Genomic DNA, 26,226 nt, shown 5'->3' with positions numbered 1-26,226 from the left:
ATGACTTTATTACAATTGCAAGATGTTACCTACCGTTATAAGAATACTGCTGAAGCAGTTTTATATCAGATCAAGTATAATTTTGAACCCGGAAAATTTTATAGTATCATTGGTGAGTCAGGAGCAGGGAAATCCACTCTCTTGTCCCTCCTTGCTGGTCTAGATAGTCCTGTTGAAGGTTCTATCCTTTTCCAAGGAGAGGACATTCGGAATAAGGGGTATTCTTACCATCGCATGCACCATATTTCCCTGGTCTTTCAAAATTATAACTTGATAGATTATCTTTCTCCGCTGGAAAATATCCGCTTGGTCAACAAAAAAGCAAGCAAGGATACACTTCTTGAGCTTGGTTTGGATGAAAGTCAGATCAAGCGGAACGTTCTCCAGTTATCAGGTGGTCAACAGCAACGTGTAGCCATCGCTCGCAGTTTGGTATCAGAAGCTCCAGTTATTCTAGCTGATGAGCCAACAGGAAATCTGGACCCTAAAACTGCTGGAGATATTATCGAACTGCTCAAGTCACTTGCCGAGAAAACAGGTAAATGTGTGATTGTCGTCACCCACAGTAAAGAAGTGGCGCAAGCGTCAGATATTACACTTGAGTTGAAGGACAAGAAACTGACTGAAACTCGCAATACTACTAAATAATATGAGCTTGTTTTGACAGAATTATGAAATCAAATCTAGAAAGGGAACCTATGTTACACAACGCATTTGCTTATGTTACAAGGAAGTTTTTCAAATCGATTGTTATCTTCCTGATTATTCTCCTCATGGCGAGCTTGAGTTTGGTCGGCTTGTCGATCAAGGGAGCTACTGCCAAGGCTTCTCAGGAGACATTTAAAAATATCACCAATAGCTTCTCTATGCAAATCAATCGTCGCGTCAATCAAGGGACGCCACGTGGTTCTGGGAATATCAAGGGTGAGGACATCAAAAAAATCACCGAAAACAAGGCTATCGAGTCTTATATTAAACGTATCAACGCCATCGGAGATTTGACTGGATACGACCTGATTGAAACGCCAGAAACCAAGAAAAATCTCACTGCAGACCGTGCCAAACGGTTTGGCAGCAGTTTGATGATTACAGGTGTCAATGACTCCTCAAAAGAAGATAAGTTTGTCTCTGGCTCATATAAGCTGGTTGAAGGTGAGCACCTAACCAACGACGACAAAGACAAGATTCTTATGCACAAGGACTTGGCAGCCAAACACGGCTGGAAAGTCGGAGATAAGGTCAAACTGGACTCCAATGTCTATGATGCTGATAATGAAAAAGGTGCCAAGGAAACAGTCGAAGTGACAATCAAGGGACTCTTTGATGGTCACAATAAGTCAGCAGTAACCTACTCACAAGAACTCTATGAGAACACAGCAATCACAGACATTCACACTGCTGCAAAACTTTATGGATACACAGAAGACACGGCTATTTATGGGGACGCAACTTTCTTTGTAACAGCAGATAAAAACTTGGATGACGTTATGAAAGAGTTGAATGGCATCAGTGGTATCAACTGGAAGAGCTACACACTCGTTAAGAGCTCCTCTAACTACCCAGCTCTTGAGCAATCCATCTCTGGTATGTACAAGATGGCCAACCTCCTCTTCTGGGGTAGCTTGAGCTTCTCAGTTCTTCTCCTTGCCCTCTTGCTCAGCCTTTGGATCAATGCCCGTCGTAAGGAAGTGGGAATTCTCCTCTCTATCGGTCTCAAGCAGGCAAGTATCCTTGGTCAATTTATCACAGAATCAATCTTGATTGCCATCCCTGCTCTTGTTTCTGCCTACTTCCTAGCCAACTACACGGCTCGTGCAATCGGAAACACCGTCCTTGCCAATGTTACTTCAGGTGTTGCCAAGCAAGCCAGCAAGGCAGCTCAAGCTTCTAACCTTGGTGGTGGTGCAGAAGTAGATGGCTTTAGCAAGACCTTGTCGAGTTTAGACATTTCCATTCAGACATCAGACTTTATCATCGTCTTTGTTCTTGCTTTAGTTCTAGTCGTTCTCGTTATGGCGCTTGCTTCAAGCAATCTCCTTAGAAAACAACCAAAAGAACTCTTGCTCGATAGCGAATAAAAAACTTGCTACCTATTCTCCCCTAAATGGGGTATAATATAGGTAGCATTTTTATGTATTTCATCTCCCTGAAGCCTTTCCTTTCAGGATGAAACAGGGAGGATTTAAAAGAAAATTAAAGAAATGTGAAAGGTTTTTCTATGAAAATTTTAATTGTAGAAGATGAAGAGATGATCCGTGAAGGGATCAGTGACTATTTGACAGATTGTGGTTATGAGACCATTCAGGCTGCGGACGGCGAGGAAGCCCTAGAACAATTTTCCAGCTATGAAGTAGCACTAGTTTTACTGGATATCCAGATGCCCAAACTCAATGGTTTAGAAGTCCTAGCTGAGATTCGTAAAACCAGTCAGGTTCCTGTCTTGATGTTGACTGCCTTTCAGGATGAGGAATACAAGATGAGTGCCTTTGCTTCGCTAGCAGATGGCTATCTGGAAAAACCCTTCTCACTCTCCCTCTTAAAAGTGAGAGTAGATGCGATTTTCAAGCGCTACTACGATACGGGACGAATCTTCTCCTATAAGGATACCAAGGTGGACTTTGAGAGCTACAGTGCAAGTCTAGCAGGCGAGGAAGTGGCCATCAATGCCAAAGAGTTGGAAATTCTGGACTATCTGGTGAAAAATGAAGGACGGGCCTTGACTCGATCTCAGATAATCGATGCTGTCTGGAAGGTGACAGATGAGGTGCCTTTTGACCGTGTTATTGATGTTTACATCAAGGAACTGCGGAAAAAGCTAGACTTGGATTGTATCCTCACTGTGCGTAATGTTGGTTATAAATTGGAGCGAAAATGAAACGAACAGGTTTATTTACAAAGATATTTATCTATACCTTCTCGATTTTTAGTGTTCTGGTTATTTGTCTTCATTTAGCTATTTATTTTCTCTTTCCCTCAACTTATCTGAGTCATCGTCAGGAAACCATCGGTCAGAAAGCGACAGCCATTGCCCAGTCCCTAGAAGGAAAGGATAGGCAAAGTATCGAGCAAGTGTTAGACTTGTATTCCCAGACTAGTGATATCAAGGGGGCCGTCAAGGGAGAGATGACAGAGGACAAGTTAGAGGTCAAGGACAACCTTCCTCTAGATACAGGCCGTCAGACCACCTCTCTCTTTATCGAGGAGCGTGAGGTGACAACCCAAGATGGTAGCACTATGACACTTCAATTTCTAGCTTCGATGGACTTGCAAAAGGAAGCAGAGCAAATTAGCCTCCAATTTCTCCCCTATACCTTGCTGGCTTCATTTTTGATTTCCCTCTTGGTATCCTACATCTATGCTCGAACCATTGTTGCGCCGATTTTGGAAATCAAGCGGGTGACCCGTCGGATGATGGACCTTGATGCTCAAGTACGGTTGCGCGTGGACTCTAAGGATGAGATAGGTGATCTCAAGGAACAAATCAATAGCCTTTACCAGCATCTTTTGACTGTCATTGCAGACTTACATGACAAGAATGAAGCCATTCTCCAGCTGGAGAAGATGAAAGTCGAGTTCCTACGAGGAGCTTCTCATGAATTGAAAACACCTCTGGCTAGTTTGAAAATCCTAATTGAAAATATGAAAGAAAATATCGGCCGTTACAAGGATAGGGACCACTATCTGGGAGTAGCCTTGGGGATTGTGGACGACCTCAGTCACCACGTTCTTCAGATACTTTCTCTTTCTTCTGTTCAGGAATTGCGAGAGGAGAAGGAGAACATCGACCTACTCCAAATGACGCAAACTCTGGTTAAGGATTATACTTTGCTCGCCAAGGAAAGAGAACTTCATGTAGACATTAGCCTAACCCATCAGCAGGCTTACATAAACCCATCTGTCATGAAACTAATCCTATCTAATCTCATCAGCAATGCCATCAAGCACTCCACTCTAGGTGGCTTGGTCCGCATCGGGGAGAGAGAAGGAGAACTCTTTATCGAGAATAGCTGTAGTCCTGAAGAACAAGAAAAATTGGCCCAGTCTTTTTCTGGCAATGCTAGTAGCAAGGCCAAGGGTTCAGGAATGGGGCTCTTTGTGGTCAAAAGTTTATTAGAACACGAGAAATTACCTTATCATTTTGAGATGCAAGATGATCGTTTGACCTTCTTCATGTCTTATCCTAAAGTCGATCAAGACTAAGGGGAAGAAAGGGTTTACATTGATTGAGTTGGAAGAAATTCAGACGAAACTACGGGAAAAACTAGCTTTTTTTATCAAAAAGTGATAAAATGAACAATGTAAATGGGATGTCCCAAAAAATATATAGGAGGCCTGACAAATGGCAATCGTTTCAGCAGAAAAATTTGTCCAAGCAGCTCGTGACAACGGTTATGCAGTTGGTGGATTTAACACAAACAACCTTGAGTGGACTCAAGCTATCTTGCGCGCAGCAGAAGCTAAAAAAGCTCCAGTTTTGATCCAAACTTCAATGGGTGCTGCTAAATACATGGGTGGTTACAAAGTTGCTCGCAACTTGATCGCTAACCTTGTTGAGTCAATGGGGATCACTGTACCAGTAGCTATCCACCTTGACCACGGTCACTACGAAGATGCACTTGAGTGTATCGAAGTTGGTTACACTTCAATCATGTTTGACGGTTCACACCTTCCAGTTGAAGAAAACCTTAAATTGGCTAAAGACGTTGTTGAAAAAGCACACGCTAAAGGTATCTCAGTAGAAGCTGAAGTTGGTACTATCGGTGGTGAAGAAGACGGTATCATCGGTAAAGGTGAATTGGCTCCAATCGAAGACGCTAAAGCAATGGTTGCAACTGGTATCGACTTCTTGGCAGCTGGTATCGGTAACATCCACGGTCCTTACCCAGCAAACTGGGAAGGTCTTGACCTTGACCACTTGCAAAAATTGACAGAAGCTCTTCCAGGCTTCCCAATCGTATTGCACGGTGGATCAGGTATTCCTGATGAGCAAATCCAAGCAGCTATCAAACTTGGTGTTGCGAAAGTTAACGTTAACACTGAATGCCAAATCGCATTCGCTAACGCAACTCGTAAATTTGCTCGTGACTACGAAGCAAACGAAGCAGAATACGACAAGAAAAAACTCTTCGACCCACGTAAATTCTTGGCTGACGGTGTAAAAGCTATCCAAGCATCAGTTGAAGAACGTATCGACGTATTCGGTTCAGAAGGTAAAGCTTAAGCTGAACAATACAGATGAAACCTGCCCAATGGGCAGGTTTTTTGGTGTTTTAAGGAAAATATCAAACCAGAATTTTTGTTTAAAAGTATTATTTTAAGAGAGAAATCTCTAATTTCATAATCTATAGGCAAACACTTGCATTCTATTTTTTATTGGACTATAATAGGTTGGTATAAAGCCTTCTGTAATAATATTGATAAGGTGTAGAAAGTAAGGATTTAGATATTTGTAGTCAAAAATACAACGTAGCTATTCCTTGCGATAGGGAGAGATTTATGGCAATGATAGAAGTGGAACATCTTCAGAAAAATTTTGTGAAGACAGTGAAGGAGCCGGGGTTAAAGGGGGCATTACGTTCCTTTATTCATCCTGAAAAGCAGACCTTTGAAGCGGTCAAGGATTTGACCTTTGAGGTTCCCAAGGGGCAGATTTTAGGATTTATCGGGGCCAATGGTGCTGGGAAGTCGACAACCATCAAAATGTTGACAGGAATTTTAAAGCCGACATCGGGCTATTGTCGGATCAATGGTAAGATTCCTCAGGACAATCGTCAAGACTATGTCAAAGATATCGGGGTTGTCTTTGGACAACGTACCCAGTTATGGTGGGATTTGGCCCTGCAAGAAACCTACACGGTCTTGAAAGAGATTTACGACGTGCCAGACTCGCTCTTTCATAAGCGCATGGACTTTTTGAATGAAGTCTTGGATTTAAAGGAATTTATCAAGGATCCCGTGCGAACTCTTTCGCTGGGTCAACGGATGCGGGCGGACATTGCGGCTTCCTTGCTCCACAATCCTAAGGTTCTCTTTTTAGATGAGCCGACCATTGGCTTGGATGTGTCGGTCAAGGACAATATTCGTCGGGCCATCACCCAGATCAATCAAGAGGAAGAAACTACCATTCTCTTGACCACTCACGACCTGAGCGACATTGAGCAACTCTGTGATCGAATTTTTATGATTGACAAGGGGCAGGAGATTTTTGATGGAACGGTGAGTCAACTCAAGGAGACCTTTGGCAAGATGAAGACTCTTTCTTTTGAACTGCTACCAGGTCAAAGTCATCTCCTTTCTCATTATGAAGGCTCTTCGGATATGACCATTGATAGACAAGGAAACAGCCTCAACATTGAATTTGATAGTTCCCGCTACCAGTCAGCTGATATTATCAAGCGAACTCTGTCTGATTTTGAGATTCGCGATTTGAAGATGGTGGATACGGACATTGAGGATATTATCCGTCGCTTCTACCGAAAGGAGCTCTAAGATGGTCAAATTGTGGAGACGTTATAAACCCTTTATCAATGCAGGTGTTCAGGAGTTGATTAGCTATCGAGTCAACTTTATTCTCTATCGGATTGGCGATGTCATGGGGGCTTTTGTTGCTTTTTATCTCTGGAAGGCTGTCTTTGATTCTTCGCAAGAGTCTTTGATTCAGGGCTTCAGTATGGCAGATATCACCCTCTACATCATCATGAGTTTTGTGACCAATCTTTTGACCAGGTCTGATAGCTCCTTTATGATTGGAGAAGAGGTCAAGGATGGTTCCATTATCATGCGCTTGTTGAGACCGGTGCATTTTGCGGCTTCGTACCTCTTTACAGAGCTTGGATCTAAGTGGTTGATTTTTATCTCTGTTGGACTGCCATTTTTAAGTGTTATTGTCTTGATGAAAATCTTATCTGGGCAAGGGATTGTAGAAGTGCTGGGACTAACTACCCTTTATCTTTTTAGCTTAACGCTGGCCTATCTGATTAACTTTTTCTTTAATATCTGCTTTGGATTTTCAGCCTTTGTATTTAAAAATCTATGGGGTTCCAATCTACTCAAGACTTCTATAGTGGCTTTTATGTCTGGAAGTCTGATTCCCTTGGCTTTCTTTCCAAAGATTGTTTCAGATATCCTGTCCTTCTTGCCTTTTTCATCCTTGATTTATACTCCGGTCATGATCATTGTTGGGAAATACGATGCCAGTCAGATTCTTCAGGCACTTTTGCTACAGTTCTTCTGGCTCTTAGTGATGGTGGGCTTGTCTCAGTTGATTTGGAAACGAGTCCAGTCCTTCATCACCATTCAAGGAGGTTAGTATGAAAAAATATCAACGCATGCACCTGATTTTTATCAGACAATACATCAAGCAAATCATGGAATACAAGGTTGATTTTGTGGTTGGTGTTTTAGGTGTCTTTCTGACCCAAGGTTTGAACCTCTTGTTTCTCAATGTCATCTTTCAACATATCCCCTCGCTTGAAGGCTGGACTTTTCAAGAGATTGCCTTTATCTATGGCTTTTCCTTAATTCCAAAGGGATTAGATCATCTATTTTTTGACAATCTCTGGGCATTAGGTCAACGGCTAGTTCGAAAAGGAGAGTTTGACAAGTACCTGACGCGTCCTATCAATCCTCTTTTTCACATCTTGGTTGAGACCTTTCAGATTGATGCCTTGGGTGAACTTTTGGTCGGAGGCCTTTTGCTAGCAACAACAGTGTCAAGTATTGCTTGGACTCTTCCCAAGTTCTTGCTATTCCTAGTCTGCATTCCTTTTGCGACCTTGATTTATACTTCCTTGAAAATAGCGACAGCCAGTATCGCTTTTTGGACCAAGCAGTCAGGTGCTATGATTTACATTTTTTATATGTTTAATGACTTTGCTAAGTACCCGATTTCCATTTACAATTCGCTTCTTCGTTGGTTGATTAGCTTTATCGTGCCTTTCGCCTTTACGGCCTACTATCCTGCCAGCTATTTCTTGCAGGACAAGGATGGGCTCTTTAACATTGGTGGTTTGATGTTGATTTCCCTTGTTTTCTTTGTCATTTCTTTGAAACTCTGGGACAGGGGCTTGGATGCCTACGAAAGTGCGGGTTCGTAAAAGGAAGAATCTCAAAGCCTTGTCTCAGGACAGGTTTTTTCTAATGGAGATAAAAATTTCTTGACATCTATTCTCAGAGTGCTATACTAAAAGGGTAATCGCCGATTTAGCTCAGTTGGTAGAGCAACGCACTCGTAACGCGTAGGTCACAGGTTCAAGCCCTGCAATCGGCAAAATCAAGAAGTCTATTAGGGCTTCTTTTTCTTTTATCACGACTATTCAACCACATAGACAGAGATATTGACCAGATAGGCAAAAGGGCTTGTTCTTGAAAAATTCCTCTGCTATAATGATTCATGTAAGGGACGTGAGGAGTTAGTATCAGACAACTCAAGAACCAAAAAAAGAAAATGGAGACATAAAAATGAAAAAATTATTGGGACTTGTATTTTTAGTAGCAGCAGCGCTAGTATTGTATTTCGGTTCTGTTGGATGGCCAAGTTTGGATGTCAACCTTTGGTCGCTCATTCCGGTAGGATTGTTCCTTTATTTCACGCTAGAAAACTTTTTGAAAAAAGACTACAAGTCTAGTCTGATGTGCTTGATCATTGCCGTCATCATTGCAAATGCTATTTTTGATCTGTTGCCAATTTCAAGTGGTTTGGTGATTGGTGCCGGTGTGCTAGCTTGTGTAGGACTTGGTTACCTCTTTCCTGATAAGGATAAAAAAGAAGGCAAATAAAAAGTCTCGAGATTTCTCGAGACTTTTTTACTGACCAGCGTAATATTTTTGGATCCCTTTTACGATGCCTACGACCAGTTTATCTTGGTAGTGGCTATCTCTGATTTGTTGGTTTTCGGAGAAATTATCCATATAACCAAGTTCTAGGAGAACGGCTGGTTTGGCTGTTTCGCGTAGTACTGCATAGCTGCTTTCCAATAAGCCAGCATCCTTAGCTCCTGTTTCTGCTAGAAGAGAGGAGTGGATGGCAGCGGCGAGGCGTCTGCTTTCACTCATACGATCAGGGTGATTGTGCCAGTATTTATTAATCTTACTTGGGTAATCAGGTTCATCGCTATAGGAATAGGTTTGAATACCGCTTGCTTTTGAGTAGGTATTACCAGTAGCGTTGAAGTGAATACTGATAAAAATATCCGAGTTGGTCTTATTAACCATACGAGAACGCTCGGTTACAAAATCAACGTCAATATCACTATCACGAGAAGTCAGGACCTTGTAGCCTAGTTCTTCTAGCTTAGTACGAAGTTTACGGTAAATCTGCATGTTGAGATCTTTTTCAGCGACATTGTAGTAGAAGGCACCTGAATCTCGACCACCATGCCCAGGATCTAGGAAAATGGTATTGCTATATAGGCCTTTTGTAAATCCACCTTCAGTTGAAACTTCAGAAATCCATTGGCCGTATTTTTGGAATAAGTGTTCCTTACCGTTTATTTTGTAAGTTCCTGAAACATAATGCCCATTATCATCTAGGTAGTAGCGTGCTTTGTCAGAGTTATCGTAAATCCATTCGCTCTTTGCCATGTAACCACCTGACTTGAGGTAGTATGCTCCAATCCACTCCTGATTTGCATAACGGCCATCCGCTTTTAGATAGAACCAGCTCTTGTAGGCTTTATCAAAGATCCACTCATTCTCCGCCATGGCTCCACTGGTTTTGAGGTAGTAGCTTCCTTTCCATTTGTCTGCAAGCATCCCACCATTCTGGTCAAATGAGTACCAGGAACCCTGAATCTTTTGCCAGTTTTCTTGGACATATCTCCCTGACCCGTTCGCATAGAACCAAGTATCCTTGATTTTGACCCAGTTGTTTTCTGCCATAGCTCCACTCTGGTTGAAGAGGTAGCCCTTGAAGGTTGTCGCACTCAGCATTCCCCCTTCTTTGTCAAAGTAATACCAAGAACCGTTGATTTTCTCCCATTTATCCTGCGAGATCTTTCCAGAAGGAGCAACATAATACCAAATTTGGTCTAATCTAGTCCAGCCCTTTTCTGCCATAGCTCCACTTTTTGTGAGCAGATAACCGTCAATAGCAGTGTTGCTGAGCATGCTTCCAGTTTGATCAAAATAGTACCAAGAACCATTGATTTTTTTCCAGGTGTTCTGAGCTAGTCGTCCAGAAGAATCAGCATAATACCATTGATTGTCCAATTTAGTCCAGCTATTTTCTATCATGACACCACCTTGGTCAAAGGCATAGCCCTTATAGATAGTAGACTGGATACGGTCACCATTTTGGTCGAAGTAGTACCATTTGCCTTGGATTTGTTTCCAGTTCAAAGCAGGTTTATCATCTTGGTAAAAACGCCAGTGGTGATTTTCTTGGTACCATCCTTCTTTTTTGGTCTTGTCTTCTTGTACACTTACTTTCGGAAGAACTTCTGATTTAGAGTTTTCCTCAACACTCGATTCTTTCTTTTCTTCTTTGGCAATTGCTTCCTTGACAGCAGATGTGGATTGAGTTGTGTTTTCTTCTCCTAAGACGGATGCGGGTGCTAATCCTGCGATTGAAAGGATTAAAGCACTGGTCAGTAGTATCTTTTTCACTTTCTATTTCCTAACTTTTTCTTTTTCTCTTTTTCATTTTTCCTATTAATTATCGAATTGAACTTCCTCTAGTAAGTATTCGATAAAGCGTTCACCCATCTTAGACAGGCTGGTTTTTTCATGCTGGATATAGACTAGTTCAATCGGGTCGTCAATGTCCAGCGGAATGGAAACGATATTATCTCCGTTGAGGTTGCTGTTCAAAATCCCTGTTGCGATCGTGTAACCATCCAAACCAATCAAGAGGTTAAAGAGGGTGGCACGGTCACTGACTACGATGGATTTCTTGTGATGCTCTTGTGAAAGAATCTCCTCTGAAAAGTAGAAGGAGTTGTGCGTCCCTTGGTCATAACTCAGATAAGGGAAGTCTTCCAAATCAGACAGTTTGACCTTGTCTTTTTTAGCTAGAGGGTTGGTCTTGCTGACAAAGATATGGGGCTGAGCTGTAAAGAGATGGTGGGCCAAGAGGTGGTTGTCATCCAGCATTTTTGTTAAAACATCACGGTTGTAGCTGTTTAAGAAGAGGACACCGACTTCACTGCGGAAGTTCTTAACGTCGTCAATAATCTCCCAAGTCCGAGTTTCACGAAGGAAAAGCTCGTATTTTTCCATATCACTTTTCTTAAGCAGAGAGACAAAGGCATTGACTACAAAGGCATAGTGCTGAGAGGAAACGCTGAAAAGTTCGCGGTGGGCGATAGGATTTTTATAGCGTTCCTCCAGAAGCTGAGTTTGCTCGACAACTTGACGGGCATAGGAGAGAAACTCCATCCCATCACGGGTTAAGGTAATGCCCTTGGGATTGCGGATAAAGATTTCAATACCCATTTCATTTTCCAAGTCTCGAACGGCATTAGAGAGACTGGGTTGAGTGATAAAGAGTTGCTTGGCTGCCTCATTCATAGAGCCAGTTTCGACGATTTTGATAATATAGTGTAGTTGTTGAATTCTCATGTTTTTATTGTACCATACTTGCGGAAGAATGGGCAATGAAGACGAAGAAAATAGGGGGAAAGAGCCTGTCCAGTATTGAAAAAAAGTCTAGAATCTGCTAAAATGGAAGCTATGAAAACATTCTATGATGTGCAGCAATTTCTCAAACAGTTTGGCATTATTGTTTACATGGGGAAGCGCTTGTATGATATTGAACTGATGAAGCTCGAACTCTCTCGGATCTATGATGCAGGTCTGATGGACAAGCTAGACTATCTAGAGGCGGAAGCTGTTCTTCGTAGAGAGCACAAGATAGAATTAGACTACATAGAGAAAAATGGAGATAAGAACTTATGACAATTTGGATTGTTTGGGGAATTGTATTGGCGATGGTGGCATGGATGGGTTATAACTACCTTCGTATTCGTCGTGCGGCTAAGATTGTGGATAATGCAGAATTTGAAGCCTTGATTCGGAAAGGGCAGTTGATTGATGTCCGTGAACCAGCAGAATTTCACAGAAAACATATCCTCGGAGCTCGCAATATTCCTTCAAATCAGTTGAAGTCAAGTCTTGCAGCCCTTCGCAAGGATAAACCTGTCCTTCTCTACGAAAACCAACGCGGACAACGAGTGACCAATGCCGCACTTTATCTGAAAAAACAAGGTTTCTCTGAGATTTATATCCTTTCTTATGGATTGGATTCTTGGAACGGGAAGGTCAAGACTAGCTAAGATTCTTTAAAAAACTGTCGAATGATAGATAAAGCTAGTATCTTAAGGTATCATCATTTATAATAAATTTAAGGAGATTTTATAATATGAATTCACAACAAAAGAAAAAACCTTCACTTATTTTAGGTATCTTATCTATCGTCCTTGGTTTGCTATCTCCAATAGTAGGTCTGTTTTGGGGATCATAGGATTGGTTTTGGCTTTTTCATACCAAAAAGAATCTGGACTGGACTATAAAACAGAAAAAATTCTCAACATCGTAGGACTTGTAGTTTCTGTTCTTAACTGGATTCTAGCCGTCGCAGTATTTTTTAGATAAGCAAAAAAGAAAAAAGCTTTAAACATAAAGCTTTTTTCTTTTATCCACTTTTCTCTAAGTAGTTTTTAATGATTTCCAATTCCTCTGGATTCAAGGGACGGTATTGCCCTTCTGCTAGTTCTGGGTCTAAAGTGAAATCACCGAACTGAACTCGTTTGAGAGAGGTCACCTTGACACCAACTGAGAGAAACATTTTCTTAACCTGATGAAACTTCCCTTCTGAAATGGTGATGGAGGCATGGCTCTCTGTTGGGCTTGCGGATAGAATTTCTAGTTTGGCAGGTTTGCAGATGCTTCCATCTAAAAAGACAATGCCATCTTTAAATTGCTGGATATGGTTTGGTGTGAGCAGTCCATTAACCTTGACTTGGTAAGTTTTATCCACATGATATTGAGGATGGAGGAGTTGAAAGCCAAGAGGTCCATTGTCTGTCAAAAGGAGCAGTCCTGTCGTATCGCGGTCTAGCCTACCTATCGCGTAGAGTTGGCCTGACTGGATATTTTTGGGGAATAGGTCCATGACGGTTGACAGTTTCTTATCCTTGCTCGCTGTAACGACTCCGTTTGGTTTATGAAGCATGAGGTAGATGTGCTCATATCCTTGGATTTGCCGTCCTTGAAAGACTAGTTTCTGCAACCCAGTGTCGACATTTTGAGCCAGGGAGCTGGCTGGACAATCGTCCACTAGGATTTCTTTTTTTAATAGAGCCTGTTTCATAGCCTTACGACTGCCCTTTTCTTGGGCTAATAATCTATCTAAACGCATACCAGCTTATCTTATCATAAGTCTCTGACTTTGAAAAGAGTTGCCTTGACTAGAAAAGCAGAGTGAAAACATTTACACTTAGCTGAACTGTGATTTTTGAATGAGACTGTGGTATAATTGTTCAGTTAGAAATAAAAATTTAAATATTAGAGGAAATCATGACAAAATTAAGAGAAGATATCCGTAACATTGCGATTATCGCCCACGTTGACCACGGTAAAACAACCCTCGTTGACGAATTATTGAAACAATCAGAAACGCTTGATGCACGTACTGAATTGGCAGAGCGCGCTATGGACTCAAACGATATCGAAAAAGAGCGTGGAATTACAATTCTTGCGAAAAACACTGCCGTTGCCTACAACGGAACTCGTATCAATATCATGGACACACCAGGACACGCGGACTTCGGTGGAGAAGTTGAGCGTATCATGAAAATGGTTGATGGTGTTGTCTTGGTCGTAGATGCCTACGAAGGAACCATGCCACAGACTCGTTTCGTACTGAAAAAAGCCTTGGAACAAGATCTTGTCCCAATCGTGGTTGTTAATAAAATCGACAAACCATCAGCTCGTCCAGCAGAAGTAGTAGACGAAGTATTGGAGCTCTTCATTGAGCTTGGTGCAGACGATGACCAGCTTGATTTCCCAGTGGTGTATGCTTCAGCTATCAACGGAACTTCTTCATTGTCAGACGATCCAGCTGATCAAGAAAAAACAATGGCGCCAATCTTTGATACCATTATCGACCATATCCCTGCTCCAGTGGACAACTCGGATGAACCGTTACAGTTCCAAGTCTCACTCTTGGACTACAATGACTTCGTAGGACGTATCGGTATTGGTCGTGTCTTCCGAGGTACTGTTAAGGTTGGAGACCAAGTTACCCTTTCTAAACTAGATGGTACAACGAAGAACTTCCGTGTTACAAAACTCTTTGGTTTCTTTGGTTTGGAACGTCGTGAAATCCAAGAAGCCAAAGCAGGTGACTTGATTGCTGTTTCTGGTATGGAAGATATCTTTGTTGGTGAAACCATTACTCCGACAGATGCAGTTGAGCCTCTTCCAATCCTTCACATCGATGAGCCAACTCTTCAAATGACCTTCTTGGTAAACAACTCACCATTTGCTGGTAAAGAAGGTAAATGGGTGACTTCTCGTAAGGTAGAAGAACGCTTGCAAGCAGAATTGCAAACAGACGTTTCCCTTCGTGTTGACCCAACGGACTCACCAGACAAATGGACTGTTTCAGGTCGTGGAGAATTGCACTTGTCAATCCTGATTGAAACCATGCGCCGTGAGGGTTATGAACTTCAAGTATCTCGTCCAGAGGTTATTGTAAAAGAAATCGACGGTGTTAAATGTGAGCCATTTGAACGCGTGCAAATCGATACTCCAGAAGAATACCAAGGTTCTGTTATCCAAAGCCTTTCTGAACGTAAGGGTGAAATGTTGGATATGATTTCAACTGGTAATGGTCAAACTCGTTTGGTCTTCCTCGTTCCTGCGCGTGGTTTGATCGGATACTCAACTGAGTTCTTGTCAATGACTCGTGGTTACGGTATCATGAACCACACCTTCGACCAATACTTACCATTGATTCCGGGTGAAATTGGTGGTCGTCACCGTGGTGCCCTCGTTTCCATCGATGCTGGTAAGGCAACAACATACTCAATCATGTCTATCGAAGAGCGTGGTACAATCTTTGTCAACCCAGGTACTGAGGTTTACGAAGGAATGATCATCGGTGAAAACTCTCGTGAAAACGACTTGACAGTTAATATCACCAAGGCCAAACAAATGACCAACGTTCGTTCAGCTACCAAGGACCAAACAGCGGTTATCAAGACACCTCGTATCTTGACACTTGAAGAGTCTCTTGAGTTCTTGAATGACGATGAGTACATGGAAGTAACGCCTGAGTCTATCCGTTTGCGTAAACAAATCCTTAACAAGGCAGAGCGCGAGAAAGCCAATAAAAAGAAAAAATCAGCTGAATAAGAGCTAGAAAGAGATAAAGATGGTCTATTTAATCATAGGGATACTCTTATTACTACTCTATGTATTTGCGACACCTCAAAGTATCAAAGGAACAGTCAACATCGTTATCTTGGTCTTTGTAGTTGTTGCACTCTTGATTTTGCTGTTCTTGTCCGTCCTGCAGATTTTCCAATTACCGACAGAATTTTTTGTCACAATCGCTATGCTGGCTCTAGCCTACTTTAGCTTGAGAGACATTACGCTCATGTCTGAAAAAAAGAGCAAAAGAAGATAAATAGAAAGAGAGCTACGGCTCTCTTTTTCAATGTCAGAATGAGGACTAGAGCATTTTCGTTTAGTATTATTTCTATAAAAATGGTAAAATAGTAGGAGTAGAAATGGAGTTTGAGACATGAAAGTAATCGATCAATTTAAAAATAAGAAAGTCCTTGTTTTAGGTTTAGCTAAGTCTGGTGAGTCTGCAGCCCGTTTGTTAGACAAGTTGGGTGCCATTGTGACAGTAAATGACGGCAAGCCTTTTGAGGAAAATCCTGCTGCGCAAAGTTTGCTAGAAGAGGGAATCAAGGTTGTCACTGGTGGGCATCCTTTGGAACTCTTGGATGAAGATTTTGCTCTGATGGTAAAAAATCCAGGCATCCCATACAGCAATCCCATGATTGAAAAGGCTTTGGCCAAAGGGATTCCAGTCTTGACTGAGGTGGAATTGGCTTACTTGATCTCAGAAGCACCGATTATTGGTATTACTGGCTCAAATGGAAAAACGACCACAACGACCATGATTGGGGATGTTTTGTCTGCTGCTGGTCAACATGGTCTCTTATCAGGTAATATCGGTTATCCAGCTAGTCAGGTTGCTCAAACCGCGACAGCCAAGGATACCCTCGTCATGGAACTTTCTTCTTTCCAACTGATGGGAATCCAGGAGTTCCATCCAGAGATTGCGGTCATTACCAATCTCATGCCTAGCCACCTTGACTATCATGGCTCTTTTGAGGAGTATGTGGCAGCCAAGTGGAATATCCAAAATAAGATGACAGCAGCTGATTTCCTTATTTTGAACTTTAACCAAGACTTGGCAAAAGACTTGGCCACAAAAACAGAGGCTACTGTTGTACCATTTTCAACAAAGGAAAAGGTTGATGGAGCTTATCTAGAAAACGGTCTGCTCTACTTCCATGGTGAAGAGGTCATGGCAGCTGATGAGATTGGTGTTCCAGGTAGCCACAATGTGGAAAATGCCCTTGCAACGATTGCAGTAGCCAAACTTCGTGGCGTGGACAATCAAACCATCAAGGAAACTCTTTCAGCCTTTGGTGGTGTCAAACACCGTCTCCAATTCGTGGATGAGATTAAGAGTGTCAAATTCTATAACGATAGCAAGTCAACCAATATCTTGGCTACTCAAAAAGCCTTATCAGGATTTGACAAGAGTAAGGTCATCTTGATTGCAGGTGGATTGGACCGTGGAAATGAATTTGACGAGCTGGTGCCAGAGATCACTGGCCTCAAGAAAATGGTCATCCTTGGTCAGTCTGCAGAACGGGTTAGACGGGCAGCAGAGAAGGCTGGTGTGACTTATGTAGATGCGACCGATATTGCTGATGCAACTCGCAAGGCTTATGAGCTTGCGGTAGAAGGAGATGTGGTTCTCCTCAGTCCTGCCAATGCTAGCTGGGATATGTATGCTAACTTCGAAGTACGCGGTGACCTATTTATCGACACAGTAGCGGAGTTAAAGGGATAATATGAAAAAAATAGTTTTTACAGGTGGGGGCACAGTCGGACATGTCACCCTTAACCTCTTATTAATGCCTAAGTTTATCGAAGACGGCTGGGAAGTTCACTATATTGGTGATAAACACGGAATCGAACACCAAGAAATCCTCAAGTCAGGTTTGGATGTTACTTTCCATTCCATTGCAACTGGGAAATTGCGTCGTTACTTCTCCTGGCAAAACATGCTAGATGTCTTTAAAGTTGCCTGGGGTATCGTCCAATCCCTCTTTATCATGTTACGACTGCGTCCACAGGCTCTTTTTTCAAAGGGAGGATTTGTCTCAGTGCCGCCTGTTATCGCAGCGCGTGTGTCAGGAGTGCCTGTCTTTATTCACGAATCGGACCTATCTATGGGCTTGGCCAATAAAATTGCCTATAAATTTGCGACTAAGATGTATTCAACCTTTGAGCAGCCTGCTAGTCTTACAAAAGTCGAGCATGTGGGGGCAGTGACCAAGGTAACAGGCCAAGAGACGCCAGAACCAGACGAGTTGGTGGATATCCAAACCCACTTTAATCCCAAATTGCCAACGGTATTGTTTGTCGGTGGATCTGCAGGAGCTCGTGTCTTTAACCAATTGGTGACAGATCATAAGCAAGAACTGACAGAACGCTACAATATTATCAATCTCACTGGAGATTCCAGCCTGAACGAGTTGAGTCAAAATCTCTTTCGTGTTGACTATGTGACGGATCTCTATCAACCCTTGATGGAGATGGCAGATGTGGTGGTGACGCGTGGTGGTGCCAATACGATTTTCGAGCTCTTGGCCATGGCGAAACTCCATCTCATCGTACCATTGGGTCGTGAAGCAAGTCGAGGAGACCAGATTGAAAATGCGGCTTACTTTGTTAAGAAAGGCTATGCAGAAGAACTTCAAGAAAGGGACTTGACCTTGGAAAGCTTGGAGGAAAAACTCAGTCACTTGCTTAGTCACAAGGATCAGTACCAAGCTAGCATGAAAGCTTCGACTGAATTGAAATCTCTTGCAGATTTTTACGATCTATTAAGAAAAGACCTAGCATAAGGAATATCAATGTCAAAGGATAAGAAAAAAGAATCAAACCAGAAGCAAGAATTGTCTGAATGGCAGAAACGAAACCAGGAATACCTGAAGAAGAAGGCTGAGGAAGAAGCTGCCCTAGCTGAAGAGAAGGAAAAGGAAAAACAAGCTCGAAAGGAAGCCAACTCGAAACTATTGGAGGAATCCAAGAAATCATCGAGTGAGTCAGATGAGGAAGCCTCAAGTACAAGCGAGGAACCATCCAAAAAAGAAGAAAAATCTCAAAAGGAAGCCCCTAAAGTCAAAGAGGAAAAAGAGAAGAAGAAAAAAGAAAAACCCAAAAAACCAGAGAAACCTAAAATTGCGCCTGTTCATATTTGGCGAGCTGTGAGTATCTTGGTACCCAGTCTACTGATTCTCCTTCTTTCAGTCTATCTGTTGACTCCGCTTTCGACCATCAAAAATATCGAGGTTAAGGGAAATAGTAACACGCAGGCGGATGACATCAAACAGGCTTCTGGAATTCAAGATAGCGACTATACCTTAGCTCTATTGTTGGATAAGGAAACATACGCTGAGCGAATCAAGTCGAATCATTGGATAGAATCGGCGAAGATTGACTATCAATTTCCGACTAACTTTACGATTGAGGTTAAGGAGTTTGATATTGTCGGTTATTATGTGTCTGGTGAAGAACATTATCCTATTCTTTCTAGTGGTACAGTAGAGTCAACTCCTATTGATCGCTTAAACTTGCCCGAGACTTATCTGACAGTTACCTTTAACGATGAGCAGCAGGTGAAAGAACTGATCAAAGGATTGTCTACCATCAGTGAGGATATCAAGAGCCAAATCCAGAAAATCGAATTAGCGCCGAGCAAGGCAACAGCAGATCTTTTAAAAATTACTATGCTGGATACAGATGAGATTTTGGTTCCCCTGTCAGAATTGAGCAAGAAATTGCCTTATTACAGCAAAATCAAGCCACAATTGTCAGAACCGAGTGTAGTCGATATGGAAGCTGGAGTATACAGCTATACGATAGCGGATAAATTGATAGAAGAGGCTGAGGAAAAAGCCAAACAAGAGGCCAAGGAAGCTGAGAAGAAAAAACAGGAAGAAGAAAAGAAAAAACAAGAAGAACAGGGAAATCTAAGCCAAACGAGCCAGCAATCACAGAGTCGTTAGACTAACTTTTCCTCTTGATTTTGGATGGTATAGAAGTCTAGTTTCGAGTTTTTGCTTGACAAGTCCTACTATAAATAATAGAATAGAAAAAAACCTTTAAAGCAGTCCAGAGAGGCAGCTAAGGTTAGACGGTGAAAGGGTGGACTCTACCCATTTTTCGTGGAACCTTGCTGTTGGCAGGTTCCTTTTTTCATGCTCTCTAGCTTACAAAGGTAAAAGGAGAAAGGTATGCGTGAACATCGTCCAGTTATTGCTCTTGATTTTCCTAGTTTTGAGGCGGTCAAGGAATTTTTATCTCTTTTCCCGGCAGAAGAAAGTCTTTATTTAAAAGTAGGGATGGAGCTTTATTATGCGGAAGGTCCAGAAGTTGTCCGTTATTTGAAGTCACTGGGACATAGTGTCTTTTTGGACCTCAAGCTACATGACATTCCAAATACAGTCAAATCTGCCATGAAGGTCTTATCTCAGCTTGGTGTAGACATGACTAACGTTCATGCTGCTGGTGGTGTAGAGATGATGAAGGCTGCGCGTGAAGGTCTTGGGACACAAGCCAAATTGATCGCTGTGACCCAGCTTACATCAACGTCGGAAAGCCAGATGCAGGATTTTCAAAATATTCAAACCAGTCTGCAAGAGTCTGTGATTCACTATGCTAAAAAGACAGCTGAAGCAGGCTTGGATGGTGTCGTTTGCTCGGCTCAGGAAGTGCAACTCATCAAGCAGGCTACCAATCCAGATTTTATCTGTCTGACACCGGGAATTCGTCCAGCGGGAGCTGCGGTTGGAGACCAAAAACGCGTCATGACGCCAGCGGATGCTTATCAAATCGGTAGTGACTATATCGTAGTGGGACGTCCCATTACCCAAACTGAAGATCCTGTTGCAGCTTATCATGCTATCAAGGATGAATGGAACCAAGACTGAAATTAAAGAAATAGATTATAAAAACAAAAGGAGAAAACCATGACACTTGCTAAAGACATTGCTAGCCACCTCTTGAAAATTCAGGCAGTTTACCTCAAACCAGAAGAGCCTTTTACTTGGGCTTCTGGCATCAAGTCACCTATCTATACAGATAACCGCGTGACTCTGGCTTACCCAGAAACTAGAACCTTGATTGAAAATGGTTTTGTAGATGCTATCAAGACAGCCTTTCCAGAGGTAGAAGTGATTGCAGGAACAGCGACGGCAGGGATTCCCCACGGAGCCATCATTGCTGACAAAATGAACCTGCCCTTTACCTATATCCGTAGCAAACCAAAAGACCACGGAGCAGGCAACCAAATCGAAGGCCGTGTAGCCCAAGGTCAAAAGATGGTCGTTGTCGAAGATTTGATTTCAACTGGTGGTTCTGTTCTCGAAGCAGTGGCAGCTGCTAAACGTGAAGGGGCAGACGTTCTTGGTGTCGTAGCGATTTTTAGTTATCAACTACCAAAAGCAGATAATAACTTTGCAGATGCTGGAGTCAAATTGGTGACACTATCTAACTATAGCGAGCTCATTCACCTAGCCCAAGAAGAAGGTTACATCACACCAGAGGGATTGGCTCTCTTAAAACGCTTTAAAGAAGACCAAGAAAATTGGCAAAATGCTTAAAACATAGAAAATCAGGTAGTCACAAGGATTACCTGATTTCTTTTCATTTTCGAAGAGTATTAGTCGACTTTTCCACCTTCAACAACTAGATCATCTGCATTAGCAGCATCACCGTAGGTTGGGTGAAGTGTCTTTTCATAAGCCTTGTGGAAGAAGTTTTCTTTACCAAGTTTTTCGATTTCTTTGTTGATGTAGTCAAGAAGTTCTTGATTCCCCTTTTGAACTGCTGGTGCGATGGTATCTGGGTCACCGAGGGAAGTAATACCGACTTCAAATCCTTTATTTTCGAGAGCCCATGCTAGGACTTCAGTATTGTCAGTAGAGAAGGCATCTCCACGTCCGTCAAGAAGGGCTTGGTAGGCATCGCTATATTGGTCGTATTTTTGGAGTTTTACTTCTGGGTGATTTTTCTCAAAATAAGTTTCAGCAGTCGTTCCCTTTGTAACAATCAAGGTTTTGCCTTCTAATTCTTTAACGTCTTTGATGATTTTATCTTTTGGTGATACGACACCAAGTGAAACTTTCATGTAAGGAAGGGCAAAATCAACTTGTTTCTTACGTTCGTCAGTTACTGTGAAGTTGGCAAGTGTGATATCCACCTTGTTTGAAATCAAGTATTCAGCACGGTTGGCAGCATCAACAGAGACGTATTTAACCTTTACACCAAGGTCTTGTGCCAGTTGGTTCCCGAGTTCAATATCGTAGCCTTGGTAAGAACCGTCGTTGTCAACATAACCAAACGGTTTTTTGTCTCCAAATACGGCGATTCGAAGCTCGCCGCTTTTTTTGATTTCGTCGATAGTGCGGGCCTTGGCGGTTGTTTTTCCTGATGAAGCATCAGAGCTTCCACCTGAGCTACAAGCTGTGACAAAGATAAGCGCAAAGGCTAGAGCAAAAACAGTTAGAATTGGTTTGATGATTTTCATAAAAATCTCCTTTATAGATATGAGCCGAACTGGCTAAAGTCAAAGACGTTTAAAAATTCCTGTGCTCGTTTGGTTTGTGGATTGGTGAAGAATTCCTGAGCCGTTCCTTCTTCAGCGATTTTCCCTTGGTCGAGAAAGATTATCCGATCTGCAATAGCTTGGGCAAACTGCATTTCGTGGGTTACCAGAATCATGGTGCGCCCTTCTTGAGCCAAGTCATTTATGAGTTCCAGAACTTCACGCACCATTTCGGGATCCAGTGAAGCCGTCACTTCGTCAAAGAGGATAATTTCTGGATGCATGAGAAGGGCACGGACAATCGCCACTCGTTGTTTCTGTCCACCAGATAATTGGCGAGCAAAACTGTCTTTTTTATCAAGCAAACCCACACGTTCCAGTAGTTGCAAAGCTTCCGCCGTTACTTCTTTCTTGTCTCGTCCCTGAGCTTTGATAGGGCCTAATATGAGGTTTTGAAGGACATCTAGGTGAGGAAAGAGTTCATAACTTTGAAAGACCATGCCAATCTTTTGACGAACCAGGTGAAAGTTTTTCTGATTGCCAGCAATAGACTGGCCATCCAGAAGAATATCTCCACCTTGTATGGTTTCTAAGCCATTGAGGCAACGAAGGAGAGTGCTTTTTCCGCAACCAGATGGCCCAAGAATAACCACAACTTCTCCCTTTTTGATATCTAGAGAAAGGCCTTGGAGGATGGGGTTGTCTCCAAATGATTTTTTTAGGTCCTTGATTTCTAAGATAGTTTCAGACATTTAGTTCCTCCAATGTTTTTCTAAGTGAGTGGATAGTTTGGAAATAGGAAAACAGACTGCGAAATACAGGACAAGAATGGTTCCATAAATCCAAAAGGAAGCGGTTGGGATGGTCAAGCGATTACTGTCAATGATTTGTTGACCAACCTTGGTCACTTCCACAACCCCAATCAAGACAACTAAGGAAGTTGTTTTGATCATCCGAGTGACAAGGTTAATAGCTTGTGGTAGCAATCTTCTCAAGACCTGTGGAATGATAATGTGATAGTAAAGTTGCAAGTTGGTCAAGCCCAGAGCCTGTCCGCTTTCAAACTGATGTTTAGGGAGGGAAGTGATGGCTCCACGTACCAAGTCCCCCATTTCAGCTGTTCCCCAGAGGGTAAAAACAATAATAGCCGAAGTCTCGCCTGAGATGTTGATATTAAAGTTTCGAGCTAAGCCGAAATAAACGATGAAAAGTAGTACCAGCTGGGGCATGATACGGATAAATTCCAGATAAAAGCGCGTTAAAAAACGAATAACTCTAGAATGGGAGGTCATGATGATTCCCATGACTGTTCCGAAAATCATTGATAGAAGGACAGAGAGAATGGAAATTCCAATCGTGACACCCAATCCTTGTAAGATTCGCAGGAGATTATTTCCCTGAAAGAGTACTTGCATTCCCGAATCCTGCATGGCGGAGCCTCCTTTCTATCCAGCTAAAGACTAGCGAGATGGGTAACAGCATGATTAGATAAGCAACTACCAACATGGCCAGTGCAATGTCTGTCTCATAATAGAGTCCAATCAAGTCCTTGGCGACGTACATGAGATCGGCTAAGGCTACCGCAGAGAAAACTGAGGTTTCTTTGATGAGAAAAATGACATTGGCGCTAAAGGACGGTAGGGCTACCGCAGTCGCTTGCGGAAGAACCACATAGCGAAAGACCTGTATAGGCGTTAGACCAATGGCTAGACCAATCTCGTGCTGGGTTTGACTAACTGCTTCCAGTCCGCTTCTGAAAGATTCAGCCATGTAGGAGCCACCTAAAAAGATGAGTCCGACTGTTGCACAGACTTCTGAAGAAAGAACAATCCCTATTCGGGGAAGCCCGAAGTAGAGGAAGAAGAGCTGAATCAAAAGGGGCGTGTTACGTGACAATTCGATGTAGGCTGTTGCTAGCTGTGAAAAGATAGGAACGCGATAATGCCGAATGACACTAACGATTAGTCCAACAAGAAAAGAACCCAGAATTCCCCAAACTGCGATATGCAGGGTCAGAAAGAATGCCTTTTGATAGAGCGGTAGATATTGTTCAACAATGGACCAATCCAAAATAGAACCTCCCATCTAGGAATAATATAGCTATTGTAGCACTAAAGTTCATGTTTGGATAATATGAATTTTTTATCACAATGATAGAAAATATTTATCATCTCTGTAGTTTGAAATCTCCAGACAAAATTTTTGAAAGGATTCTGAAAAAGAGGTAAGATAGTTTATGTAAGGAAAAGTAAACGCTTACTTAATAAGGAGGACACTTTATGTCATATAAAACAAGCAATGCAGAAGGACCTGTAGATTTTATTAACACTTATGATTTGGAGCCAATGGCGCAACAAGTCATTCCTAAAGCTGCCTTTGGTTATATCGCTAGTGGAGCAGAGGATACTTTCACTTTACGCGAGAACATTCGTGCCTTTAACCACAAACTCATCGTTCCACATACGCTTTGTGATGTTGAAAATCCAAGTACAGAGATTGAATTTGCAGGTGAAAAATTGTCTTCACCAATCATTATGGCGCCTGTTGCGGCTCATAAATTGGCAAATGAACAGGGTGAAGTGGCGACTGCGCGTGGTGTACATGAGTTTGGTTCTCTCTATACAACTAGTTCTTACTCTACTGTAGATCTTCCAGAAATTACAGAAGCTCTTCAAGGAACACCTCATTGGTTCCAATTTTACTTTAGTAAGGATGACGGTATCAACCGCCATATCATGGACCGTGTGAAGGCTGAAGGCTACAAAGCGATTGTCTTGACAGCAGATGCTACTGTAGGGGGCAATCGTGAGGTCGACAAGCGCAATGGTTTTGTCTTCCCCGTTGGTATGCCAATTGTTGAGGAATACCTGCCAGAAGGTGCTGGTAAATCAATGGACTTTGTTTACAAGTCAGCCAAGCAACGCTTGTCTCCACGTGATGTAGAATTTATCGCTGCATACTCAGGACTTCCTGTGTATGTCAAGGGGCCACAATGCCGTGAGGACGTTGAACGCTCACTGGCTGCTGGTGCCTCTGGTATCTGGGTAACTAACCATGGTGGCCGCCAAATCGACGGTGGACCAGCATCCTTTGACTCGCTTCAAGAAGTCGCTGAAGCAGTTGATAAACGTGTGCCAATTGTCTTTGACTCTGGTGTTCGTCGCGGTCAGCACGTCTTTAAAGCCTTGGCTTCAGGAGCAGACTTGGTAGCAATTGGTCGTCCTGTTATCTATGGTTTGGCTCTCGGTGGTAGTGTTGGTGTGCGTCAAGTCTTTGAACACTTGAATGCAGAATTGAAGACAGTCATGCAGTTGTCTGGAACTCAGACTATTGAGGATGTCAAACACTTCAAACTCCGTCACAATCCATACAATCCAACTTTCCCAGTTGACCCCCGTGATTTGAAATTGTATTGATAAAGAAGACGGCCTCCACTAAATGTGGAGGCTTTTGATGTCTTAGAATATATTTAACATTTCTAGTGTTATATAAAAATCAATTTTTATAGTTGACAAACGTAGATTTTGAGAGTATACTTAGATTTATAATTGACAAATGTAGATTTTGGAGGGATGCTAATGCAGATTTCAGATGCAGAATGGCAGGTTATGAAGATTGTTTGGATGCAGGGAGAACAGACCAGCACGGATTTGATCAGGGTTCTGGCAGAGCGGTTTGACTGGTCCAAATCCACGGTTCAAACCCTTTTGGCTCGTCTGGTTGAGAAGGAGTGTCTGACCAGGAAAAAAGAGGGCAAGTCCTTTGTTTATTCAGCCCTTTTAACTCTGGACCAGAGTCGAGACTTGCTTGTCCAAGATATCAAAGACAAGGTTTGTTCTCGTAGAATAAAGAACTTGCTGGCTGATTTGATTGCCGAATGTGATTTCACTAAGGCTGACTTGAAAGACTTGGAAGCTGTGATTTCTAAGAAAAAAGCTAGCGCAGTTGCTGAAGTTAAATGTAATTGTATGTAAAGGAGACGTTATGTTAAATAGCATTGTAACCATTATTTGTATTGCCCTTATCGCGTTTATCTTGTTTTGGTTTTTCAAAAAGCCTGAAAAATCTGGACAAAAGGCCCAGCAAAAAAAGGGCTACCAAGAGATTCGAGTGGAAGTCAAAGGGGGCTATACGCCTGAGTTGATTATTCTTAAGAAATCAGTGCCAGCCCGTATCGTCTTTGACCGTAAGGACCCTTCACCCTGCCTAGATCAGATTGTTTTCCCAGATTTTGGAGTGCATGCGGACTTGCCTATGGGTGAAGAGTATGTAGTGGAAATCACACCTGAACAGGCTGGAGAGTATGGTTTCTCTTGTGGCATGAATATGATGCACGGTAAGATGATTGTAGAATAGGAGAA

Annotated in this window: 28 protein-coding genes, 1 tRNA gene and 1 pseudogene; 23 read left to right on the top strand and 7 right to left on the bottom strand. The window is 42.4% G+C overall.

Annotation, left to right across the window (positions count from 1 at the left end):
• The 10 genes from vex2 (at nucleotide 1) to SORDD25_RS04385 (ending at nucleotide 8,778) form a co-directional block, all read left to right on the top strand.
• Nucleotides 1-648, top strand: coding sequence for an ABC transporter ATP-binding subunit Vex2 (gene vex2, locus SORDD25_RS04430; RefSeq protein ID WP_000173735.1), 648 nt, complete (start codon nucleotides 1-3; stop codon nucleotides 646-648).
• A 50-nt stretch (nucleotides 649-698) separates the two neighbouring features.
• Nucleotides 699-2,078: an ABC transporter permease subunit Vex3 gene (gene vex3 / locus SORDD25_RS04425; protein WP_061852771.1), complete on the top strand. Its 1,380-nt coding sequence runs from the start codon at nucleotides 699-701 to the stop codon at nucleotides 2,076-2,078.
• Between the two features lie 140 nt (nucleotides 2,079-2,218).
• Nucleotides 2,219-2,875 carry a response regulator transcription factor VncR gene (gene vncR, locus SORDD25_RS04420; RefSeq protein ID WP_061852770.1) on the top strand — a complete coding sequence of 219 codons (657 nt, stop codon included), beginning with the start codon at nucleotides 2,219-2,221 and terminating at the stop codon, nucleotides 2,873-2,875.
• Nucleotides 2,872-4,200 (top strand): sensor histidine kinase VncS, encoded by a 1,329-nt coding sequence (vncS, locus tag SORDD25_RS04415; protein ID WP_061852769.1) that lies wholly within the window; start codon nucleotides 2,872-2,874, stop codon nucleotides 4,198-4,200. Before vncR ends, vncS begins: the two co-directional genes overlap by 4 nt.
• Nucleotides 4,201-4,339: 139 nt before the next feature.
• A complete protein-coding gene (locus tag SORDD25_RS04410) occupies nucleotides 4,340-5,221 on the top strand; it encodes a class II fructose-bisphosphate aldolase (protein WP_033688381.1) in 882 nt (293 codons plus the stop codon).
• A 275-nt stretch (nucleotides 5,222-5,496) separates the two neighbouring features.
• Nucleotides 5,497-6,489: an ABC transporter ATP-binding protein gene (locus SORDD25_RS04405; RefSeq protein ID WP_061852768.1), complete on the top strand. Its 993-nt coding sequence runs from the start codon at nucleotides 5,497-5,499 to the stop codon at nucleotides 6,487-6,489.
• 1 nt (nucleotide 6,490) lies between these two features.
• Nucleotides 6,491-7,309, top strand: coding sequence for an ABC transporter permease (locus tag SORDD25_RS04400; protein ID WP_061852767.1), 819 nt, complete (start codon nucleotides 6,491-6,493; stop codon nucleotides 7,307-7,309).
• Nucleotide 7,310: 1 nt separating this feature from the next.
• Nucleotides 7,311-8,096, top strand: a complete 786-nt coding sequence (locus tag SORDD25_RS04395; protein ID WP_061852766.1) for an ABC transporter permease — start codon at nucleotides 7,311-7,313, stop codon at nucleotides 8,094-8,096.
• A 100-nt stretch (nucleotides 8,097-8,196) separates the two neighbouring features.
• Nucleotides 8,197-8,269, top strand: a tRNA-Thr gene (locus SORDD25_RS04390).
• A gap of 191 nt (nucleotides 8,270-8,460) precedes the next feature.
• Nucleotides 8,461-8,778, top strand: a complete 318-nt coding sequence (locus SORDD25_RS04385; protein WP_061852765.1) for a LiaF transmembrane domain-containing protein — start codon at nucleotides 8,461-8,463, stop codon at nucleotides 8,776-8,778.
• A 27-nt stretch (nucleotides 8,779-8,805) separates the two neighbouring features.
• On the opposite strand, the gene SORDD25_RS04380 is transcribed toward SORDD25_RS04385, so the two are convergent.
• Together SORDD25_RS04380 and SORDD25_RS04375 are read right to left on the bottom strand one after the other, a co-directional pair.
• Complete coding sequence (locus SORDD25_RS04380) at nucleotides 8,806-10,605, bottom strand: N-acetylmuramoyl-L-alanine amidase (protein WP_061852764.1); 1,800 nt, start codon at nucleotides 10,603-10,605, stop codon at nucleotides 8,806-8,808.
• Between the two features lie 45 nt (nucleotides 10,606-10,650).
• On the bottom strand, nucleotides 10,651-11,559 hold the full coding sequence (locus tag SORDD25_RS04375; protein WP_061852763.1) for a LysR family transcriptional regulator: 909 nt from the start codon (nucleotides 11,557-11,559) through the stop codon (nucleotides 10,651-10,653).
• A 102-nt stretch (nucleotides 11,560-11,661) separates the two neighbouring features.
• Here SORDD25_RS04375 and SORDD25_RS04370 point away from each other — a divergent pair, with 102 nt between their 5' ends.
• The 3 genes and pseudogenes from SORDD25_RS04370 (at nucleotide 11,662) to SORDD25_RS09410 (ending at nucleotide 12,591) form a co-directional block, all read left to right on the top strand.
• Nucleotides 11,662-11,895 carry a YqgQ family protein gene (locus tag SORDD25_RS04370; protein ID WP_044135604.1) on the top strand — a complete coding sequence of 78 codons (234 nt, stop codon included), beginning with the start codon at nucleotides 11,662-11,664 and terminating at the stop codon, nucleotides 11,893-11,895.
• Nucleotides 11,892-12,272 (top strand): rhodanese-like domain-containing protein, encoded by a 381-nt coding sequence (locus tag SORDD25_RS04365; RefSeq protein ID WP_000158123.1) that lies wholly within the window; start codon nucleotides 11,892-11,894, stop codon nucleotides 12,270-12,272. The genes SORDD25_RS04370 and SORDD25_RS04365 overlap by 4 nt, the downstream gene beginning before the upstream one ends.
• A gap of 86 nt (nucleotides 12,273-12,358) precedes the next feature.
• Nucleotides 12,359-12,591: pseudogene (locus SORDD25_RS09410) on the top strand (DUF4190 domain-containing protein).
• A gap of 40 nt (nucleotides 12,592-12,631) precedes the next feature.
• Here the strand turns inward: SORDD25_RS09410 and SORDD25_RS04355 are convergent.
• Entirely contained in the window at nucleotides 12,632-13,357 is a 726-nt protein-coding gene (locus tag SORDD25_RS04355) for a 16S rRNA pseudouridine(516) synthase (protein ID WP_061852762.1), read from the bottom strand.
• Nucleotides 13,358-13,515: 158 nt separating this feature from the next.
• Between SORDD25_RS04355 and typA the strand changes: the two genes are divergently transcribed.
• The 7 genes from typA (at nucleotide 13,516) to pyrE (ending at nucleotide 20,921) form a co-directional block, all read left to right on the top strand.
• On the top strand, nucleotides 13,516-15,357 hold the full coding sequence (gene typA / locus SORDD25_RS04350; RefSeq protein ID WP_000164121.1) for a translational GTPase TypA: 1,842 nt from the start codon (nucleotides 13,516-13,518) through the stop codon (nucleotides 15,355-15,357).
• A 19-nt stretch (nucleotides 15,358-15,376) separates the two neighbouring features.
• Complete coding sequence (locus SORDD25_RS04345; RefSeq protein WP_061852761.1) at nucleotides 15,377-15,631, top strand: DUF3165 family protein; 255 nt, start codon at nucleotides 15,377-15,379, stop codon at nucleotides 15,629-15,631.
• 117 nt (nucleotides 15,632-15,748) lie between these two features.
• Nucleotides 15,749-17,101, top strand: coding sequence for a UDP-N-acetylmuramoyl-L-alanine--D-glutamate ligase (gene murD, locus SORDD25_RS04340; protein ID WP_061852760.1), 1,353 nt, complete (start codon nucleotides 15,749-15,751; stop codon nucleotides 17,099-17,101).
• Nucleotide 17,102: 1 nt separating this feature from the next.
• On the top strand, nucleotides 17,103-18,161 hold the full coding sequence (locus tag SORDD25_RS04335; RefSeq protein ID WP_061852759.1) for a UDP-N-acetylglucosamine--N-acetylmuramyl-(pentapeptide) pyrophosphoryl-undecaprenol N-acetylglucosamine transferase: 1,059 nt from the start codon (nucleotides 17,103-17,105) through the stop codon (nucleotides 18,159-18,161).
• 9 nt (nucleotides 18,162-18,170) lie between these two features.
• Entirely contained in the window at nucleotides 18,171-19,325 is a 1,155-nt protein-coding gene (locus tag SORDD25_RS04330; protein ID WP_061852758.1) for a cell division protein FtsQ/DivIB, read from the top strand.
• 228 nt (nucleotides 19,326-19,553) lie between these two features.
• The gene (pyrF, locus tag SORDD25_RS04325) at nucleotides 19,554-20,249 is read left to right on the top strand and encodes an orotidine-5'-phosphate decarboxylase (RefSeq protein ID WP_061852757.1); all 696 of its coding nucleotides are present in this window, start codon (nucleotides 19,554-19,556) and stop codon (nucleotides 20,247-20,249) included.
• Nucleotides 20,250-20,288: 39 nt separating this feature from the next.
• Complete coding sequence (gene pyrE, locus SORDD25_RS04320; RefSeq protein ID WP_061852756.1) at nucleotides 20,289-20,921, top strand: orotate phosphoribosyltransferase; 633 nt, start codon at nucleotides 20,289-20,291, stop codon at nucleotides 20,919-20,921.
• A gap of 59 nt (nucleotides 20,922-20,980) precedes the next feature.
• Here pyrE and SORDD25_RS04315 read toward each other — a convergent pair whose 3' ends face one another.
• The 4 genes from SORDD25_RS04315 to SORDD25_RS04300 are packed head-to-tail and all read right to left on the bottom strand — an operon-like array spanning nucleotide 20,981 to nucleotide 23,935.
• The gene (locus SORDD25_RS04315) at nucleotides 20,981-21,847 is read right to left on the bottom strand and encodes a cysteine ABC transporter substrate-binding protein (protein ID WP_061852755.1); all 867 of its coding nucleotides are present in this window, start codon (nucleotides 21,845-21,847) and stop codon (nucleotides 20,981-20,983) included.
• 11 nt (nucleotides 21,848-21,858) lie between these two features.
• Complete coding sequence (locus tag SORDD25_RS04310) at nucleotides 21,859-22,617, bottom strand: amino acid ABC transporter ATP-binding protein (RefSeq protein ID WP_061852754.1); 759 nt, start codon at nucleotides 22,615-22,617, stop codon at nucleotides 21,859-21,861.
• Entirely contained in the window at nucleotides 22,618-23,295 is a 678-nt protein-coding gene (locus SORDD25_RS04305; RefSeq protein ID WP_033629423.1) for an amino acid ABC transporter permease, read from the bottom strand.
• Nucleotides 23,255-23,935, bottom strand: a complete 681-nt coding sequence (locus SORDD25_RS04300; RefSeq protein ID WP_061852753.1) for an amino acid ABC transporter permease — start codon at nucleotides 23,933-23,935, stop codon at nucleotides 23,255-23,257. The genes SORDD25_RS04305 and SORDD25_RS04300 overlap by 41 nt, the downstream gene beginning before the upstream one ends.
• 209 nt (nucleotides 23,936-24,144) lie before the next feature.
• Between SORDD25_RS04300 and lctO the strand changes: the two genes are divergently transcribed.
• The 3 genes from lctO to SORDD25_RS04285 all read left to right on the top strand — a co-directional run bounded on the left by lctO (nucleotide 24,145) and on the right by SORDD25_RS04285 (nucleotide 26,221).
• Complete coding sequence (gene lctO / locus SORDD25_RS04295; RefSeq protein ID WP_000120738.1) at nucleotides 24,145-25,281, top strand: L-lactate oxidase; 1,137 nt, start codon at nucleotides 24,145-24,147, stop codon at nucleotides 25,279-25,281.
• Between the two features lie 162 nt (nucleotides 25,282-25,443).
• A complete protein-coding gene (locus tag SORDD25_RS04290; protein ID WP_061852752.1) occupies nucleotides 25,444-25,839 on the top strand; it encodes a CopY/TcrY family copper transport repressor in 396 nt (131 codons plus the stop codon).
• A gap of 10 nt (nucleotides 25,840-25,849) precedes the next feature.
• Nucleotides 25,850-26,221 (top strand): cupredoxin domain-containing protein, encoded by a 372-nt coding sequence (locus SORDD25_RS04285; protein WP_061852751.1) that lies wholly within the window; start codon nucleotides 25,850-25,852, stop codon nucleotides 26,219-26,221.
• Nucleotides 26,222-26,226: the final 5 nt, after the last annotated feature.

Source organism: Streptococcus oralis (assembly GCF_001579525.1).
GTDB lineage: Bacteria > Bacillota > Bacilli > Lactobacillales > Streptococcaceae > Streptococcus > Streptococcus oralis_M.
This window is presented reverse-complemented; position numbering and strand designations above follow the sequence as displayed.